General features: G+C 50.3%; 19 protein-coding genes and 1 pseudogene. 1 reads left to right on the forward strand and 19 read right to left on the reverse strand.

The window, feature by feature from the left end; all coding sequences use genetic code 11:
• Nucleotides 1–35: 35 nt before the first annotated feature.
• The 9 genes from LLG96_10780 to LLG96_10820 all read right to left on the reverse strand — a co-directional run bounded on the left by LLG96_10780 (nt 36) and on the right by LLG96_10820 (nt 7,061).
• On the reverse strand, nt 36–1,514 hold the full coding sequence (locus tag LLG96_10780; protein MCE5250691.1) for a M81 family metallopeptidase: 1,479 nt from the start codon (nt 1,512–1,514) through the stop codon (nt 36–38).
• A gap of 290 nt (nt 1,515–1,804) precedes the next feature.
• Nucleotides 1,805–2,458 carry an RraA family protein gene (locus LLG96_10785; GenBank protein MCE5250692.1) on the reverse strand — a complete coding sequence of 218 codons (654 nt, stop codon included), beginning with the start codon at nt 2,456–2,458 and terminating at the stop codon, nt 1,805–1,807.
• Nucleotides 2,455–3,162, reverse strand: coding sequence for a FadR family transcriptional regulator (locus LLG96_10790; GenBank protein MCE5250693.1), 708 nt, complete (start codon nt 3,160–3,162; stop codon nt 2,455–2,457). Before LLG96_10790 ends, LLG96_10785 begins: the two co-directional genes overlap by 4 nt.
• A gap of 143 nt (nt 3,163–3,305) precedes the next feature.
• On the reverse strand, nt 3,306–4,109 hold the full coding sequence (panB, locus tag LLG96_10795) for a 3-methyl-2-oxobutanoate hydroxymethyltransferase (protein MCE5250694.1): 804 nt from the start codon (nt 4,107–4,109) through the stop codon (nt 3,306–3,308).
• The gene (locus LLG96_10800; GenBank protein ID MCE5250695.1) at nt 4,106–4,762 is read right to left on the reverse strand and encodes a deoxynucleoside kinase; all 657 of its coding nucleotides are present in this window, start codon (nt 4,760–4,762) and stop codon (nt 4,106–4,108) included. Before LLG96_10800 ends, panB begins: the two co-directional genes overlap by 4 nt.
• A 38-nt stretch (nt 4,763–4,800) precedes the next feature.
• Complete coding sequence (folK, locus tag LLG96_10805; GenBank protein MCE5250696.1) at nt 4,801–5,322, reverse strand: 2-amino-4-hydroxy-6-hydroxymethyldihydropteridine diphosphokinase; 522 nt, start codon at nt 5,320–5,322, stop codon at nt 4,801–4,803.
• Nucleotides 5,301–5,666, reverse strand: coding sequence for a dihydroneopterin aldolase (folB, locus tag LLG96_10810; GenBank protein MCE5250697.1), 366 nt, complete (start codon nt 5,664–5,666; stop codon nt 5,301–5,303). The genes folK and folB overlap by 22 nt, the downstream gene beginning before the upstream one ends.
• Nucleotides 5,667–5,751: 85 nt before the next feature.
• Entirely contained in the window at nt 5,752–6,501 is a 750-nt protein-coding gene (locus tag LLG96_10815; protein MCE5250698.1) for a type III pantothenate kinase, read from the reverse strand.
• Between the two features lie 11 nt (nt 6,502–6,512).
• The gene (locus tag LLG96_10820; GenBank protein MCE5250699.1) at nt 6,513–7,061 is read right to left on the reverse strand and encodes a biotin--[acetyl-CoA-carboxylase] ligase; all 549 of its coding nucleotides are present in this window, start codon (nt 7,059–7,061) and stop codon (nt 6,513–6,515) included.
• Here LLG96_10820 and LLG96_10825 point away from each other — a divergent pair.
• Nucleotides 6,987–7,142 (forward strand): annotated as a pseudogene (locus LLG96_10825) (hypothetical protein). The gene LLG96_10820 and the pseudogene LLG96_10825 overlap by 75 nt on opposite strands.
• Before the next feature lie 110 nt (nt 7,143–7,252).
• Here the strand turns inward: LLG96_10825 and nadC are convergent.
• From nadC to LLG96_10875, 10 genes are all read right to left on the reverse strand, one after another.
• Nucleotides 7,253–8,128, reverse strand: coding sequence for a carboxylating nicotinate-nucleotide diphosphorylase (nadC, locus tag LLG96_10830; GenBank protein ID MCE5250700.1), 876 nt, complete (start codon nt 8,126–8,128; stop codon nt 7,253–7,255).
• The gene (purN, locus tag LLG96_10835) at nt 8,128–8,724 is read right to left on the reverse strand and encodes a phosphoribosylglycinamide formyltransferase (GenBank protein ID MCE5250701.1); all 597 of its coding nucleotides are present in this window, start codon (nt 8,722–8,724) and stop codon (nt 8,128–8,130) included. Before purN ends, nadC begins: the two co-directional genes overlap by 1 nt.
• 196 nt (nt 8,725–8,920) lie before the next feature.
• Nucleotides 8,921–10,219: an insulinase family protein gene (locus LLG96_10840; GenBank protein ID MCE5250702.1), complete on the reverse strand. Its 1,299-nt coding sequence runs from the start codon at nt 10,217–10,219 to the stop codon at nt 8,921–8,923.
• Nucleotides 10,212–11,597, reverse strand: coding sequence for an insulinase family protein (locus LLG96_10845; protein MCE5250703.1), 1,386 nt, complete (start codon nt 11,595–11,597; stop codon nt 10,212–10,214). Before LLG96_10845 ends, LLG96_10840 begins: the two co-directional genes overlap by 8 nt.
• A 380-nt stretch (nt 11,598–11,977) precedes the next feature.
• Nucleotides 11,978–12,355: a Smr/MutS family protein gene (locus LLG96_10850; protein ID MCE5250704.1), complete on the reverse strand. Its 378-nt coding sequence runs from the start codon at nt 12,353–12,355 to the stop codon at nt 11,978–11,980.
• On the reverse strand, nt 12,352–13,812 hold the full coding sequence (locus tag LLG96_10855; protein MCE5250705.1) for an oligosaccharide flippase family protein: 1,461 nt from the start codon (nt 13,810–13,812) through the stop codon (nt 12,352–12,354). Before LLG96_10855 ends, LLG96_10850 begins: the two co-directional genes overlap by 4 nt.
• Before the next feature lie 2 nt (nt 13,813–13,814).
• Nucleotides 13,815–16,100, reverse strand: a complete 2,286-nt coding sequence (locus LLG96_10860) for a hypothetical protein (GenBank protein ID MCE5250706.1) — start codon at nt 16,098–16,100, stop codon at nt 13,815–13,817.
• Nucleotides 16,097–17,581: an apolipoprotein N-acyltransferase gene (lnt, locus tag LLG96_10865; protein MCE5250707.1), complete on the reverse strand. Its 1,485-nt coding sequence runs from the start codon at nt 17,579–17,581 to the stop codon at nt 16,097–16,099. The genes LLG96_10860 and lnt overlap by 4 nt, the downstream gene beginning before the upstream one ends.
• A complete protein-coding gene (locus LLG96_10870; protein MCE5250708.1) occupies nt 17,578–18,414 on the reverse strand; it encodes a histidinol-phosphatase HisJ family protein in 837 nt (278 codons plus the stop codon). Before LLG96_10870 ends, lnt begins: the two co-directional genes overlap by 4 nt.
• A complete protein-coding gene (locus LLG96_10875) occupies nt 18,411–19,307 on the reverse strand; it encodes a sugar phosphate isomerase/epimerase (protein MCE5250709.1) in 897 nt (298 codons plus the stop codon). The genes LLG96_10870 and LLG96_10875 overlap by 4 nt, the downstream gene beginning before the upstream one ends.
• Nucleotides 19,308–19,309 lie beyond the last annotated feature (2 nt).

Below are 19,309 nucleotides of genomic sequence, written 5' to 3' on the forward strand. Positions count from 1 at the left end.
GTCTTTGTGGTGAAAATTTTCATGTATAATCCATGTTACATATCGTCGATGGGAAACATGGGCCGTTTGATCTTCGTATAGGTAAAGTTCTTCAGATTCGACGATGTATAACCCGGCGTATCGCTCTGGATATACCGGCGTATCAGCGGCGGTTTGTAGGCCTCGCGGAACGCCAGGCCTCCCTTGCAGACAATCATGCGGTAATCCTCGGGATAAACACCGATAGCTTTCGCATGCATACTGTTGTCCGGGGTTATGGAATGCGAAGTAACGACAACGGTGATGCCTCCCGAATCGATACGCGCCGACAGCCCCATGTTACTCTCGACACCCGCCCAGTATCCACCCCATGCACGGTTGAGATACCGGCCGTCCGTGATCGTTCTCACCTTCCCGGTTATTGTTACCGGCGGACCGTACAGGGAATCCGATTTACCACCGGCATCGAGTGTCACCATAGCGCCGACACCGGCATGAGCCGCCTTTTGCGCCGATTCGGGATCATACAATTGAACGAAAGCACTGTCCACGCCCTGACGGATAATTTCACGGAGCAGTGCGGTGCCGTCTCCGGGCCCTCCCCCGCCGATATTATCGCCCGAATCGGCTATGGCGACCGGATAGAGCTCACTCGCCCGCGCAATCCTGATGGTTTCCGCGGCATCAGGCAGATCGACAAGGTATTCACGACGGTGTGCGAACATCATTTCGCCGAGCTCGTCCGCGCATTTCTGTGCCAGCTCACGGTCGTTATCGGCAGTTACTGCAACACCGATACCCGCGTGCGGTACATCCTGCTGCATGAATCCCTGTGCAGGGCAGGCGGCGATGATCCCCGGAATAGTACGCTCCATTTCACGGGCGCGATCCATGATGAGCTTCATCGGGTAATCGGTCGGAAGCACATTCTGCGGTGGCCCGATCATAACCGGCGGTTTCGATATGGCAATGACAGGATGCATCCTGCCGTCAAGTATATCCAGCATGATCGATGCAGCTTCACAACCCCGATCGAACATGTCAATGTGCGGGTATGTGCGGTATATCGTTACGGCGTTTGCATTCACCGCCATTCGCGGCGTCAATGTGGCATGTAGATCGAGGGTGTGAACGACAGGTATATCGTTTCCGACTTTCGCGCGGATTTTTTCCAGAATATATCCCTCGCCATCATCGCATGTCTCGGTTACCATGGCGCCATGGAGAGCAAGCAGAACGCCGTCCGCCTGGTGCCTGTCGAGTGTGTCGAGTATCGATTCGAGAAATGTCCCGGCAGCTTCGTCGGTGACCGGTCCGGCCGGCATCGCAAATGCACAGACAGTCGGAATGATTTCCGCGCCATTTTTTCCGAGCACATCGATGAAACCACCGAGCTCCGTTGCTGTTCCGCGTCTTTTGGTTAAAACATCATTCCCCGTGAACAGACCCTGAATCCCGAACTCCCTGATTCCGGTCAGTTGCGGATTGAACATGTTCGTTTCATGAAGCACCGCACCGATGATTACTCGTTTCACCGCCAGCCCTCCATATTTTATGATTCATGGCTCATCAGGCAGGCTTGTGAAAAAATACTTTTTCAGTTATCCAGTTTGATAATCATAGGAAACCTTTAATCAGAATTGATAATTTCTTCCGATAGTATGTGATCCCCCTGCCTTCGGCATCCCCCCTTTTTAAGAGGGGAGCGGCTTTTAGGGCACTTTCATCCCCCTTTCTTTTATAAGGGGGACACGGCGAAGCCGAGGGGGATCAATCATGGTAGCTGATTGAACTGGATAACCGGATATACTTTTTCACCGCCCTCTTACAGAATACCATATTTCTGGAATGTTTTTACAACGCTTGCGCCTGCACGCAATTCCTCACGGACCGTATTCTCTCCCATGACCTTTTCCCATGCCCTCGAAATCACCTCGTCGGCAATTTCCTGGGGAACCACAACGACGCCGTCCACATCGCCGAACACGAGATCGCCGGGAGCCACACGGATTCCGCCGCAGATGATTGGGATATCACGATCCTTGCCATCCATCCGGCCGCAGGAATCATACGGCGTAAGTCCTTTACAGAATGTCGGAAAATCGAGGCTGACAATTTCCATATAATCACGCGCGCCGTTATCGGATATCACTCCGGCCGCTTTACGGCCTACCGCGGCATTACTCAGCAGTCCGCCCCAGAATGCCGACATGGTTTCGGCATTACACTGAGTGACAATAACCTGGCCTTCTTTTACATCGTCGAGCACTTCCATCTCGAGCTGGAACGGCTTTTCCGGCACTTCGGTAACCGTTTCAAAATACATGGTTACCGCCTCACCCCATGTTCTCATGGTCGGTACGAGGGGTTTGATGGAATGATGCATGCACTGAACACGGTGATTCATCTGGTCCATGACATCCATCAGCACCGCGGAATAGCATTTGCTCAGCTTGTCATTGTACTTGAGATACTTCATGTTTTTTTCCTTTCCTGTGAAATATGGTTCAGAAGATATTCCTTATCGTTAAAATGTTTCTGTAAACAGTTCCGTATATTTTCCTCATCACCGGCAACAATAAATTCGATAATGAGCCTGTGCTGTGAAGTAAACTCTTTTAAATTATCAGGATTCATGGGGTATACAATCGGACTGTATCCTTCGAGCATTCCCCAGAAAACCGCAAGCAGCTTATCGAGCAGCCTGCATCCCGATGCCTCGTAAAGGGTTTGATGAAATTGCGCATCGAGTGAAAAATACCGCTTCCAGTCATCGAGGGACTGCTCCATTGCGGCGACGATTTCACGGAGCTTGTCGAGCCGTTCCGCCGTCATGTTACGGATGACATCGGAGACAAATCCCATTTCGAGAACACACCGCACACGGGTGAGATCGCTCATGTCGGCGCCCTCGATCATGTACCCGATCGAGAGGTTCGAAAGCGTCGCCCCGTAATCGAAAAACCTCAGATACGATCCCTGTCCGTGCCGGATTTCAAGAAGCCCCATCGCCTGGAGAGCCTTGAGCGCCTCACGGACGCTGTTTCTGCCCACACCGAGGGTCGCGGCGATTTCTTCCTCGGTCGGAAGCTTCTCGCCGGGACGGAGATGGTTATCACGGATATGAGCGGTTATCGAATTGATTACCTGCTCGAATATATTTATTTTCTTGAGTTTACGCATGATTGTATACTTATCACCGGTTAATATGTAGGATGTAGGATATGGGGTGATAATATATCATGCACTTTTCGTTGTCCACAAGACTTTTTTTCATTCTTCATACCATTATTATTCAATGAGACACGGCAATTCCCTGATGAAAATCATTCATAACTTTCATCGATGCCGGGAAAACGCCGCGAGCGGACATCGTCTTTGTAGGCTTTGAGAGAGGATAGGATACGTTCCGCGAGCTCGTCGTACCGGCGGACGAACTTCGGTTTAAACTGTGGATTCAGGCCAAGGATATCGTTCGTGACCAGAACCTGGCCGTCACAGTCGGGTCCGGCGCCGATTCCTATGGTCGGTATGGCGAGCGCGCGGGTGATCTCGGCGGCGAGACCGCGCGGGATTTTTTCGATAACGATGGCAAATGCTCCGGCTTCCTGTACCGCGAGCGCCGCTTCGATGAGCGCCTGGCCGTTGTCCTTCCCGCGCAGGCCATAGCCTCCCAGCGCATGGACAGACTGCGGGGTCAATCCGATATGACCGATAACGGGTATTCCGGCCTGTACGATACGCCGTATTGTTTCCTTTGCAGGTACGCCGCCCTCGAGTTTCACCGCCTTGCAGCCGGTCTTCTTCATGACGGTACCCGCATTGCGGAGCGCTTCCTCGGGGCTGACCTGAAAACTCATGAACGGCATATCCGCTGCCACAAACGCACGCTTCACCGAGCGAACCACGATTTCGGTGTGATATATCATTTCCTCGATTGTCACCGGAATCGTCGTTTCACGGCCCTGGAATACATTGGCGAGCGAGTCGCCGACAAGAATCAAATCAACGCCCGCCTGGTCGATTAATGACGCCATGACAGCGTCATAAGCGGTTAGAACACTTATCGGAACACCTTCATTTTTAAGGCGCTTAAAGTCATTTACAGTAACAGGTTTTGCTGTCGTCATCTTCCTGCCGGATTATAAAATGTGATTCCCTTGTGGGGCTGTATGATGTTGAGCGCAAGATCGTTGAAGTGCTCGGGGCTTTCCACAAAATCAATTTCATCGGTGTTGACAATAAACAGCGGCGAAAGTGTATAATGGAAAAAGAAATCGTTATATGCCGTATTGAGCGCTTCGAGATACTGAACCGACATATTCTTTTCGTACTCTCTCCCCCGCTTTTTTATCCTGTCGAGCAGACGGCCGGTCGAAGCCTGGAGGTAGACAACCAGTTCGGGACTGCGAAGCTTCGGTTCGAGCACATTACATACCGTATTATACAATTCGAGCTCGTTATCATCAAGGTTAATCGTTGCGAATATCCGGTCTTTCTGAAAAATATAGTCGACGATGAGCGGCGATTGAAAGAGATCGGGCGGCGGCATCTCGAGATACTGTTTGAACCGTGAAATCAGGTAAAAAAGCTGTGTTTTGAACGCGTATTCACGGGGAGACCGGTAAAAATCCCGGATGAACGGATTCGATTCGAAATCCTCCAGAAAACACCGTCCCCCGAACCGTTTCGCAAGCAGCCTGCAGAGGCTCGTTTTACCGACGCCGATAACTCCTTCGACTGCGACATAATTATGAGGGCATTTTATCAACGGTTCATTCATGTGATGCTCGTATCCGGCCGTATCGTGGGGTTATCTGTTCATTCTTTAATCTTCAGCTTCATGTTCTCCATTTTTCTGATCCCTGATGCACCGGCTCTGCCGAGAAGCTCTCCGACAGTGAGACCCGTGGGCGGATGCACTGCATCCGGCGCAATATCGGCAAGCGGCTGCAGGACAAACGCCCGTTCGTGCATTCGCGGATGCGGTACCGTCAAACGATCAGTCGATATTCGCGCTCCGCCGTACAGGAGGATATCGATGTCGATGGTACGGGGCCCCCAGCGCTCGCCGCGGATACGTCCCATGTCATCCTCGATGGCCGAACAGGCACCGAGCAGGAGGACGGCATCGAGGGATGTCCCGATTTCAACGGCGGCATTCAGATAATCGGGCTGTTCCGGCCCTCCCTCCGGAAGAGTTTCATACACGGGAGAAATCTTCTGTATAACGACGCCGTGAACCATTGCCAGCCGGTCGACAGCTTCCCGAAGGTTCGCCAGACGGTTACCGAGGTTCGATCCAAGCCCGAGATACGCAATCACGGCGTAAACTCGCGACACAATTCAACCTCGATATACTCGAATGTCACGGATAGCGGTGCGCGCGGTTTACGGACACGGACGGTTACCCTGCCCTCCGTAACGATTTCGCCGAAACGATCGAGTATCCGCCCCGCAAGCTTTTCGAGGAGATCGCAGTGCTCACCGCTCACAACCGATTGTACGATATCCGCCGCCCGTGAATAATCGATGGTATCCTCGAGCCTGTCGGTCTGCGACGGCGCCGTGAGATCGCACTCGATTTCGACATCGACCTCAAACGGCTGATACAGGGTCTTCTCCTCCGGACGAACGCCATGCTTTCCGGCGAACTTCATACCGTTCAAACGAATCGCGCCCTTCAAAACTCTCTCCCGGCCTTCTGTGGTTCAACACTCATCATAATATGCATACTTACACCGGTAAATATCGTGTTTATCCACGGTTATGTCAAGCATACTTTGGAAGTATATCCGCCACAAGGCCGAGACCGGTAAGCACAAGGAACTGATGGTATTCAACGGTGAACGGGAGGTATTTCATCACCGGTTCGGCGCCCCCGCCAGTAATGACGACATGGTCGGTTCCTCCGATGCTGTCCATACAGACTTTCACGAGACGGGTTATTGCGCCGGCAAGACCGAGCGCGGCGCCGTACGAGATGCACTGCCCGGTGCTTTGCCCGATGCTCTCGTGCTCAAAATCGGGAATTGTAAACGGTAAATCGGTTAACGACGCGAGACCATGAACAAGCGACGGGGCTCCGGGGAATATAAACCCTCCCGCAACAGTCCCATCGTTCGCAACGGCATCCACCGTAACGGCAGTACCCACATCGATAACGATACACGACGTTTTACAGATTTCAAATGCCGCATACGCTTCGAGGGCACGGTCGATTCCGTACATGGCGGGATTTTCGTAATTAACCACGAGGTTGAAATCGGATGCTTTACGGGCTACGCTGAGTCCACCGCCGGTGAAGTCGCCGACAGTGGAAAAAAGCCGCTCACGCCATCGTGAATTGACAGAACATGCAACCGCTTTCGCGAATTGCCGGTCGTTCAGAAGGTCCGATACAAGATTCGTGAGCTCGACCTGTGAGGATGGATACGGCACACTGACAGGATCAAGTACAATCCGGCCATCCCACCACCCGAAATGAAGGTGCGTATTACCGCTGTCAAACAGGGCGATCATAGCGAAAGCCTTTACGTGAATTGACTATTCGGAAACAATTTCCCGTAATCCGGTTCGGGGATTCCCGATTCATACCATTTTTTCATATACGATATAAATGTCGCGATAAAGTGTTCACGGTCCGGCGCATATCCTGCTTCAATAAAGAGGGATGTCGCATCGGGAAGCTCGTCCTTGATAAAGTCATCCCGTGTCTGCCAGAAATTGACTCCCATGCCCAAAATGACTGTTTTGACAGCGTCATCACATGTCGCGGATTCAATCATAAGTCCTGCTATTTTATGGTTGTTGACAACGACATCATTGGGATATTTTATCAGGAACATGCAATCGGCATAGACATCGAGTGTTTTCACAAGGGAGCCTGCTGCTATAATAGAGAGGCCGGTCAGATTATCGACATTTTCCGGCGGCGGGAGTAAAAGCGACAGCCAGAGGCCCTTGTCGGTCTGAGACGACCACAATCTGCCGTGAGTACCGCGACCTTCTGTCTGGTGCCGGGCGGTTATGACTGTCCAGGGATGGTATGCGTTACGGACAAGAGAGTGTGCCATATCCATCGTAGATGTAGTAATAACAAAATCATACCATGGACATTCCTGGCTTCTGACGCATATGTTTCGTCTGTTCGCTTTACATGATTCGGGATCGATATATGTGTAAGACATAGTGTAATATTCACCATAAGCAGTAATAATACAGCATATGCAGTACGGCAACGTGATTATGTATAATTAATTCAGCATATGTATTATAATTCGGCAAAAAGGAGGGAAAAATCATGGTTTTTCACCGAATGCGTTAGCGCTCCAATCGAAATATAGTCCACTCCGGTTTCCGCAATGATGCGAACATTGTTTCCGTTCACATTACCCGATGCTTCCACACGGATCATCCTGCCGGTTTCCACCGAGATAGTCCTGATGGTATTGACCGACTTCTCGATTTCCGGAATTTCCATGTTGTCGAGCATTATTATATCTATCGGGGTATAAACGGCTTCGAGGACTTCTTCGTACGACTTGCACTCAACCTCGATTTTTGTCTGGATATTTCTCTCCTTGAGATACGAAATCACGCGCTCGGTGGCAATCCTGATTCCGCCTGATATCGCTATATGATTATCCTTGATGAGCACCATATCAAAAAGCCCGAAACGGTGATTCGAACCTCCCCCGACACGCACGGCGTATTTATCGAGATGACGCATGGTCGGCGCCGTCTTGCGGGTATCGAGAATTTTTGCATGACAGCCCTCGACCTGTTTGACGAGCGCGGCTGTTTTCGTGGCAATCCCCGTCATCCGGCCCACAAAATTGAGGGCTGTCCGTTCGGCTTTCATTATGGATGATGCAAAACCTTTGATCTCGGCTATCCGCTGGCCGTGCTGTATCTGATCCCCGTCCTTGAAATACGCATTTATCTCAAGCCCCGGATCGACCCGTCGAAACACTTTTATCGCCACATCGATACCCGCCAGAACACCATCTTCTCTCGTGAAAAGAAACGCCGTGGAAACCAGGTCGGGGGGGACAGTCGATTCCGTCGTGATATCACCGGTATCGATATCCTCTTCAAGCGCTTTTTCAATCAGTTCTTCGGTTCTTTTTGCCCATGTCCGCTCCATCAGGACTTCCACTCCTCAGCTATTTTGTTTATTGTTTTTGGAAGTATTATATGTTCAAGCGCCAGCACCCGTTTCTGCAAAGTCTCCGGAGTATCATCCGCCATGACCGGAATTCTGTCCTGGGCGAGAATCGTTCCATGATCATACAGATTATCGACAAGATGTACGGTCGGGCCGCTTTCCTTTTCGCCTGCGGCTATCACGGCATCGTGAACACGCATGCCGTACATCCCTTTTCCGCCGAATTTCGGCAAAAGCGCCGGATGAATATTGATAATTCTATTTGAATACGTTGCGAGCAGCAGGGGGCCGATTTTCTTCATATAGCCCGCCAGAACGACAAGATCGACATTCCGTGCACACATTTCGTCCGTTATCCGCCTGTCGGCATCCCCGGGTGAACCCTCGGTAACGGGGCTGATATGGAGCGCATCGATACCATGCCTGCGCGCACGTTCGAGCGCGAATGCATCGGAATTGTTCGATACGACAAGGACGACATCACCCGAAAGCGATCCGTCAAGGCTCCTGTCGATTATGCTCTGGAGATTTGTTCCTCCGCCGGATGCAAGCACTCCGATTTTCAGCCTTTTCATGAAACACCGCCCTTTCCTCTGATGTCCCGGGCAGAGTATACAGGATGTAATATTTACGTGTTTCTATTTTTGAAACAAACGCCGAAACGAATTCGGCATGACCGTTATCCTGAACCCGCTTCAGAATCTGATCAGTTATAACATACGTAATTATTCATGTCGTCATGTATATATACCGGCATGTCGCCCGATGTATTTACTTTGCCAGAACAGCGCCAAGCGAATAATTGTCGCCCAGGTATTTCTTTCCCACATTCCGCACATCCGAAACGGTTATCTTCTCGATCGCTTCGTTATACCGGTCGCCGAAATCATAACCGACGCCGAGAATCTCGTTGAGCGCATACTGGGATGCCTGCCCCGTATTCGATTCCATTCCCATGATATTCATGCCCTTGAGATAACTCTTGGCGTTTTTCAGTTCCTCCGCCGTAACATTCTCCCTGCCCATGCGCCACACTTCCTCGAGCAGCACCTTTTTGGCCTCTTCATAGGTCGATGGTTTCGTCCCGATGTATGCGACAAAGATACCGGCCTCCATGCGGGCGTTCACGAATGACGATACCTGATAGGCAAGCCCCCGTTTTTCGCGGATCGCCACAAACAGCCGCGAATTCATGGAGCCGCCGGTTATGGAATCGAGAACTTCCATGGCATAGTAATCGGGAGCATCCATTTTCGGGGATTCCCAGCCGAGAGCGAACCAGCTTGCGGCTGTCTCGCGGGTTTCGGTCTTTTCAACGGGTGCGGTATGTCTGATCAGCTCGCCCGGAATTTTCGACGGTTTGACCGATTTGGGAAGTGCGCCCAGTTTTTCGGTAATACCCGCAATAAACCGGCTTTCGTCAAAATTACCAACCACACATATGACCATATTGTCGGGCACATAGATTTTTTTATACAGGTCGAGCAGATCATTACGGCTGAGGGTCTGCACTGTTTCCGGGTAGCCCATTCGCGGTTTATGGAAAGGGTGGCTGCCGAAATGAGCTTCGACCATGAGCTCTATCGCCTGATATATCGCCTGGTCACGGCGCATGAGGATATTCCGTATCTGCAATTTTTTCTGAAGATCGACCGCATCATCGGGAAATGTCGGATTCAGGAGGATATCATAGAGGATATCGAGGCTCCTGTCGAGGCTTTCGGCGGTTGACTGGAATGACAGAGTCCCGTACTCACGGTCGGAGGAAGAGGATATCCGTGTACCGAGGCTTTCGAGTTCAAGAGCGATCTGTTCCGAGGTGCGCGTCGTGGTGCCCTTGAGTATGGTATCCTGCATGAGGGTGCAGAGCCCGGCTTTTTCGTCCGTTTCGTACAGGCTCCCCATTTTGAGAGCGACTATCACCGATACGATACTGTTGGTTGTCACCGGTTTTGTGAGTATAACAAGTCCATTTGAAAGCTCGGTTCGTTTCACTGCCTGAACCTCCGCAGGATAAAGTATGGTTATCATGATAAGAACAGCACCTGTCAATGATATGATCTTATTCACCGCGCACCTCCCGGTCCGTAGGAATTCGCTGATTTATGATACCGATGGCGTATGATTTTGTATCGAGCACCGTTGACGCATATGTTGTTACGTCGCCGGCTGTCACAGCGTCGATAGTGCGTTCATATTCTGTCACCTGTTCGAGGATACCGAGGGTGTTGAAATGTCCCAGTGTCTGCCCGATATCGGCATTGGTTTCATTACCAAACTGGAAATCGGCCTTGAGCATGGTTTTCACTTTTTTAAGCTCATCGCCGCCGATGGGATTTCCCCGGAGTTTTTCGATCTCTTCAAGAACCGCCTTCTTGAAAGGCTCGACGTTCTGGCGGTCCATCGTACCGAATATTATGAACATCCCCGACCGTCTCATGGGATAGATAAACGCCTGGACTGATGAGGCTATCTGTTCCTGCTCGACGATTCTCCGGTAAAGCCGTGAGCTTTTCCCTTCGCCGAGCACTGAGCTGGCGATATCGAGCGCGGTGCTCTCCTTCTGATTGGTGTATCCCGATGTGCGGAAAGCCATCATGACATACGACATGTTGACGTCTTTTTCCAGGGTAAAACCGCAGATTCCTTCACGTTTCGGCACATCGAACGATTTCACACGGCTGCTGACTTCCGGATCGGGTTTCCAGTCGGCGGTCAGTTTCCTCATCTCGTCGATTGCGTCTTTGCTTTTTACATCGCCCACTATTACGGCGGTCATGTTATTAGGAACATAAAACGTGGAAAGATACTTTTTGAAATCATCGCGAGTGATTCCGGAAATACTCTCCTTCGTACCCAGAACAGCATGCTCATAGGGCGTTCCCGGATACAGAACCGCGAAGATTTCCTCATAAAGCTTCCCTGACGGGTCATCTTCTTTACGGTTGATTTCTTCCTTGATAACGCCGAGCTCCTTCTGTATCTCTTCCTCGGGGAAACTCGAATTCCGGATTGCATCGACAAGCACATCAGCCGCAAACGTGAAATTCTCGGATGGAAGAACCACATAATAAGCGGTATACTCTTTCGATGTAAACGCGTTGTTATACCCGCCAAGACTCTTTATCGCACGGTCGATCTCACCCACTCCGCGTTTTTCGGTCCCCTTGAAAAACATATGCTCGTAGAAGTGCGAAATACCGTATATCTTCTCATCCTCATTACAGCTTCCCGTATTGCACCAGAGGTAAACCGCCACAATCGGCGCCGAATGAACCTCTTTGACAATAACATCGAGACCGTTTTCGAGCCGTACTTTCGTAAATGCCGCCAGTGGCGATTCGCCCGGTTTCGGCTGAATACTTACAGCGGCGCGTTTCCCTGCGCACGACAGTACTACCAGGGCAAACACCGCCAGAACGGAAAAAGGTATCATCGTAATTTTCATTGCCGCCTCCATGGAATATCTCATTTCGCGATAATGTTCACAGTATTAGCGTGGCTGTCTTTAATCAAGATAAATCACAAAACATGAGAGGGTCAAGTACGTAATCGTATATTGTGCAGTTATTCGAGAAATTTCTGTTAGTTAAATAATATCATTATATTGATTAATAATACCAGTCAACACGATGCGCCGCCGGATTCAGTTCATGCCTGCGGTATACGGCGTAATAATCCGCGAAAATCTCCTCACCGGTTCAATCCCGTGTTCGGATTCGCCCCTGACGGGTTGAGCGCATAACTTTCGGAATCTTATGCGGATATACGGTATTATAATACATTGCGGAAGGCAGTGCCAGAATTAAACGTTGATTTTCACCGTGCTCATGTAATAAGAATAAAGGTGCCCTCTCCCCCCTGTTCGTCCGGCGCTGCCCGGAATGTCCTGATATATTTTGAGCCTTCACGGTCACAATAGTAACGCACCGCGTCACGTATGGAATCCGTATCATGCTCATTCACAGTTACGGGGCCGGTTAAAACCAGGATGTGCCGGTCTTTCCCATGAGCTTTTTTCAATACATTTTCGAGAGTCTGTACCGCTTCGGCTTTTTTCATACCGGTGAGATCGAGGGTGATATCAAACGCACCGTTATGAGCGTATGCGTGTTTGTCTTCCGTGCCCGACCCGTTGAATTTGGCGCTGTGTATGTCCTCGGGCATGTTGTTGAGAGCGTTGAGGAATATGTCCATGTCATTCATCGCGAAAACCGTCCGTGTATCATTTGTCTGATTCTGCTGATTTCTTCGGGTTTGAGAAATCCGCTGTACCAGTACACGACAGGGGGCAGAATAAAGAGAATTCCATTCCCAAACATGCGGATCATCCACGGAGCGGAATGAAATGAGAACGAGATTCCGACAAGAACCGCGGTCAGAAGGAACACAGCCCCGAGCCGTGGAAATTCATAGCGGACATGGTAAACATTACGGGAAATCGCGAACAGAATCACAACCATCACCAGATACGCGAAAATGGTGGTATATGCTGCCCCGATGATCCCGAACCGGGGAATGAAAACAATATTGAGGCCGATATTCAATACAGCTCCGGTAATCGGCGCTATAGGCAGATATTTTGTTTTCTCACGGATAAACACTCCGGCCAGCATGATGAAATAAAAACCGTAGAGAACATATGCAAGCGCCACAAAAGGTATGATATTCGAAAGCGGTGTCGGCTGTTTCCCCGATGTATACAGGAAAAAAATCTCTTCACGGAAGAGCGTCATCCCGAGAAACACAATCGCGATAAACACAGCATAATATGTTGCAATCTTCGAGAACAGTACTTTTACATCGGGATTGTCTTTGACCGAAATGAAAAAGGGCTGCCATGCAAGCCGGAATGAATTGACAAAAACCATGATTCCGACCATGCCGAGGGTATAGACAGGGGCATAAAACCCTACCTGGTCGGTGCCGAGAAAGTATTCTATGAGATAATTATCCGAAAAGTCGATAATACGGAGGAAAAACAACGTAACAATCGTGGGAACTCCGAACATGAGGAGTTTTTTCAGAACACGGTACGAAATACGGGTGGTAAAATTCGATTTTATGACAGGAAACAGGATTATGGTAATGATAATGACCGCCACGAGATTCGCTTCGAAAACACCGGGCAATCCTCGCTTGAAAATCCATAAGAATACAATGTTCAGGCCAATCAAAAGGATAAAACGCGCCATCGAAATGAGCGAGAAATAGCCGAGCCTGCTTTCCGCGCGGAGAACAAGCGTCGGATATATGACAATCGTGTCGAACACGAGGATAAGGAACATGAGATTTATAAGGTACGTGTGGGAAGAATTTGTGATCAGGAGGCTTGACAGTGAACCGCCGAAAAAATAACCCGATGCAAAAAAAAGCAGCCCGATCAGTGTTGTGAATACGAGCGATGTAGAGAAGATCGAATCTTTTTCATGGTCATAATCCTTGTCCATGAAATAACGGAGAAATGCGTTATCGAGACCGAGGGTGTATAACAGGACGATAAAACCGGCAGCGGTATATACCAGCCGTCTGATTCCGATATCGTATTCATTGAGAATCCGGAGGTACATGAAAAGGAGGATAAAACCCGTGCCGCGGGAAATGGTCTCCGACATCCCGTAAACCACGGAATGCTTGAAAAGCTGTTTCAGGTGTGCAAACACCCTTACCTCCTTATGACAGCCATCTTATCTTTGAACAGCCTGCCGTTCGTGGTAATACCGGTAAAGAAGTAGATTCCCGAGCCTACGGTTTCATCCTTGAAATTCTTTCCATACCAGAGGGTGTATGCGCTGCCGGAGTTTCCGCTCTGATCGGCGACGAGCTCATCGACAAGCTCGCCGTTGAACGAATAAATCCTGATATTGCTCATTAGCTTGAGGTTGGTGAATGTGACAAAGGAGTTCGTTCCCCATATTTCGAATGGATTGGGGAAAACATGTATTTCGGTATCGCTCTTTTCGGGGGTCGTTCCGAGAGCGTAAAATTTATTGAGACCGGTATCGGTCCCGACCCAGAGAACATCATGCGTATTGTCATACTTAAGAGACAGGATCATATCCGAAAACAATCCGCTGTTCTGTGTTGTGTAATGACCTGCCGCTTCATTTTTCGCATCGATTTTAAACAGTCCGCCCACACTGGTACCGATCCACTTGTTGTCGTATTTATCTACCTCGATCGAGGTGACTTCTACCGATCCTCCTTCCAGAAGCGTGGACAGGTCTTCGACTTTGAGCCGCTTATCCGGAAGTTTTTTTATCCGGTTGAGACCGCCCTTCGTTCCGACCCATATATCGCCGTAGAGATCGTGATTGATAGTGGTTATCAGCATACCGAGAAGCCCGTTGTCGAGATTGAGATTAACCGTATAGGTATCGAATTTGTCAAAGGGATCGTCGCCGACATACACTCCGGTCAGTCCTGACTGGTATGTTCCGAGCCATATCCATCCGTCATTGTCGGCATCCATGCACATGATTTCGGCAGACGCGATACCGTCCTCATCGGGTGAATATGTCTGGTGCTTCGTGAACGGATACCCGTCGAACACGACAGCTCCCGAATTGGTTTCCTGCGCCTGATGGTTTGCGACCCAGATATTGCCGTATTTGTCTTTCACCAGATCGGAACATACGATGAAATTCTTACCGATGGTATATTTTATGATATCTCCCGCGGGATCGACCTTTTCAACATGGACCGTGCTCTTGTCGGGGATACCGATATCGGTCATCACATACAATCCCTTCCCCCAGGACGGAAGCCAGTAATTGCCATTGTTGTCTCCGGTAATATCCACTGTGGTGTGGAGAATGCCCTCTTCTTCACGGTATTCGGTCCAGATCACATTGTCATATCGCAGAACCAGCGCATCGTAGTTTTCCCCCTTGCGGGAAGTCGTCGTCCAGAGCACATTGTCATTATCGGATAAATAAAAATTATAAAATGTCGAGTTTCTCGGGCCTCCGACCGAAGGAATCTCGGTATACCCATCGGATGTATAACATTTCAGGCCGGCCTGAGATGTCCCGACCCATAGATTTCCGTCGCTGCCAAAGACTATTGATTTCAATCCGAGGTAGGTGGCATCGTAGGAATACCATGATCTGATGAATTTTTTATACAGGCCATTGTTCGAGGCGGCGCAGGGAGTATCGAATGCCTTTGTTATAGAATAAAAATTGCCGCTTGTAATACCTGAGGGTTGAATCGCATTTATGTCCTCATTAAAGAACAGTATCCCGTCCCCGGTAGTGCCGATCCAGATGGTATCGTCGTATTCATCAACGACCCGTTCGATACAATTAAAACGTGAGCTGCCGTAGGTATAGTTTTTCCAGTTTCCGTAAAACTCCAGGTCGGGATTGCTCTCATCCGCAACGGCAAGACCGAATTCGGTACAGACATAAATCTTCCCCTTTATTACCTTGACATCGGAAACGGGCGAATTTTCGGATATATATTTTCCGAGCTTCGAAAATGTTCTCAGTTCCTTCGTATAAACATTGATCTTGTCCACCCCTTTCGAGTGGCCGATATAGAGGACGCTGTCGTTCATGGCGAAGATTTTTGTAACATTGATCTTGTTCCTGTTCGCCGTATACTCCGGAAACAGAATCTGCTCATACTGCTCCGTAACCGGATCGAACCGCACCAGGCCGGCATTCGTAAATCCAAGGTAGAGGTAGTTCAACGTTGCGGCGACAGCAAGTATATCGTTGCTCAGCAATCCGTGATTTTTGTAATAGAGCGTATATTCCCGTGTCTGGGGATTATACCGGAACAAGCCTCCCTTGCAGGCGCAGAACAGGGTGCCGTTGAATTCCACCATATCCTGAATCGTGTACATGGGTGGAAACCCCTGCCAATCCGGATATTCCACAGCTCCGGCATTGACCGTGCTCAATACAGCCGTCAGCGATATCATCAAAAGTAATAAGCGTTTCATGGATTCCTCTCGCCGGAATGATATTTTATATAAAGACAGCCCGACAGGGCAATCATGGTAAACAGAAACGATGCCAGGCTGAATACATTTCCGAACCGCATATAGAATGTTCTGCCTGTACGGGGAACGATAGTCCCGATAAGCGTATCACGCGTAAAGGTGTCCGTTTGTTTCAGAATACGCCCGTACGGATCGATTATCATCGAAATACCGGTGTTTGCGCACCGTATCACCGGCCGGTGAAACTCGATCGCCCGAAACACCGATATCCTTGCATGCTGCTGCGGTGAAGGCGACGGGCCAAACCAGACATCGTTGGTGATCACAACGATAAACTCCACACCTTTCACGACAAAACTCCGGATAAGATCGGGAAATATCGATTCAAAACAGATCACAGCACAAAAGGGCGGTAATACGTCGGATGTAAAAATAACCCGCTCTTTTCCCTTATCCCAGTTTGCCTGACCAAAATCGAGTTTACGCAGTTCCGGGAAATAATCGTCGAGCGGTATCGCTTCACCGAACGGTACGAGATGTATTTTGTGATAAATCTGGGCGTGCGGGGCGTCCGGCACAAAAAAAGCCGCGGAATTCCATGTTTCCCTCGTATCGATATCTATGGAAGGGGTTCCCGTGAGAACAGGAACGCCGATGGAATCCACGAGCGACTGAACCATGCGCCGGTAGCGCGGGGTTTCGAGCAGGTATACCGGGGTTGCCGTTTCCGGCCATACGATGAGGTCAAGGGGCGAAGACGATGCCGCCTCCACGCTCATGGAACGGTACAGATTGATATTCCAGAGCTCCATTCCGTCTTCCCACTTCTCTTCGGGGATGACATTCCCCTGAACAAGGGCTACCTGCATTTTTTTACCGTCCGAACGACCGGTAAGAACGACCGCCATCGAATAGGCAATCGGAATGATGAAAAGCGCGGCAAACAATAACCAGCGCCGGGGAGTTTTTTTTCTCATAATCAGGTACGAGCTTATATTGACAAGGACTATCCATGCCGAAACACCGTACACGCTCGTAATGTCGGCAAACTGGATAAAAAACGGGTACGATGACTGCGAATTGCCGAGTATCATCCATGGGAACGCGAGGGAACCGAACGACCGTATCCACTCCATCCCGGCAACCGCGAACGGCAGAACGATAAAGCCAAGACGCGGCGAGACCTCGTAAATTATCCGCGAAACGGCGAACGGCAGGGCAAAGAAAAACGCGAGCACAATAACAGCCCCAACCATTCCCCCCCATGTTATGTGGTGAATCCAGAAAAGGGTTATTCCGAGAAAAATGACGCCTGAAACCCATGTCCACAACAGTACCCGGACGGTGGAACACTTCATGAAGACAGGGAAAAGCGGAATGAGGCTCACAAAAGCAAAAAAACCGAGTCCGAAGGTCGGATACGAGCCGGTAAGGAACAGCGCCGAAATCAGCGCATAGGAAAACGCCGCGACATTACTCACCGGATGCCCCTTTCCGGCTGCGGGTTCAGGGATTTGAAAAAGCGCTCTCTTCCCCGGAAACAGGCAACACGGTCATAACCGGCGTCACGGAGATATTCCAGCGCGCGTTCGAAATGATTCCCCACCCTTTCGGGACGGTGCGCGTCCGAGCCCAGGGTGACCGGAACATCATACGCGCGAAGAATTCGTAAAAAATCGGGCGAAGGGTACGGTTCACGGGCTGCGGAATCGATGCCGGAGGTGTTGATCTCGACCGCGCAATCCATGGCTTTGAACACGGAAGCCGCACGTTCATAATGAGCGGAAATCCCTCCGCTGGGGCGATATCCCATGCGTTTGATATTGTCGGCATGACCGGCTATATCATACAATCCTGTCCGGGCGGCATCGATGACAGCGTTAAAAAACTTCTCGTAAAGGGAGTCAAGATTTCTCTCCTCGAATATGTTTTTGTACTGTTCCTGATCGAACGGCCAGCCATCGAGGTAATGGATGGACCCGATGACGTAATCGAACTCCGAACTCTCGATGATCTGCCGGATTTCATCATTCTTTCCGGGAACCATATCCATCTCACACCCGAGCCGAATGGTGATACGCCCCTCGTAGCGGTGCTGCAATTCACGGACACGGCCGATGTACACAGGCAAATCCGCATATCCCATGCATAAGTGCGGTTCCGGCATCACCGGCATGTGATCCGAAAAACCGATTTCTTCAAGCCCCAGTTCTACCGCCCGCTCCACATAGCTTTCCATGTCGCCGACGGCATGGTTGCACAAGGTGGTATGGATATGATAATCGGGCAGCACGGAAATCGACTGATTCCTCATTTGCAGAGCCCCTTTTCAAACCGTTCACGGGTGCAGCGGGGATCGGACCATGTATGTCCTATACGTGAGGCGACACTCTGAATATAGTCGTACGCCGGTTTTATCAGATTTCTGTCGCTGATGTGCTCCAGGGAAAATGTTTTCCATGGTTCGAGCTGTGTGGACACTTTTATGAGCGCCTCATGATCGAACAGGCCTGTACCCATTTTCGCCTCGTCGATGTGCACGACGAGGAGCTTGTCCTGAACCATGACATCCTTGACATGGAACACCCCGATCCTGTCCCCGAGCGTCGCGACGGCGCACCGTACAAAACGGCCCGAATCGTAGACACGTTCGGCGTTCATGTGGTTGACCGAGTCGAAAACAACCTTCACGTACGGCGAATCGATGCGGTCGACAAACTCCTTCATCCGCTCGATATTGTTTATTATTGTCCACTGTGTCGTTTCGGGGCAGATCGTAACTCCGTTGTCTTCCGCAGCCGGGACCAGCTCCCGTGTGTTCTCGATGAACAGGTCGAGCGATTTCTGGGAAAAATTGTCGGGGTGATGCATCCACCGGTTGGCCGGATCCCAGCTCCCGCCGGAAATCCGTATGGTCGGGCATCCCAGTTTTCCGGCGATGCGCAGTACCTTTGCCAGATCGCGTTTATATTCCCGGCAGACGGCGGGATCGGGATGAAAGGTCGTTCTTCCCCCGCCGAAGGGCCCGGGCATGAGACCCGCATCATTGATAATGTTCTTCGCGCGGTCGATGTCCGCATCGGTGGCTTCGGCATCGCCCGAATTGATACCGACAACACGGAATCCCATGTCATAGTAGACTTTTGCCTCTTCGGGCTTCATATCTTTCAACGGGCCGCCAAACCCGTCATTCCAGCACAGTCTCATGT

The organism is bacterium (assembly GCA_021372535.1).
Taxonomy (GTDB): Bacteria; Latescibacterota; Latescibacteria; order Latescibacterales; family Latescibacteraceae; genus JAFGMP01.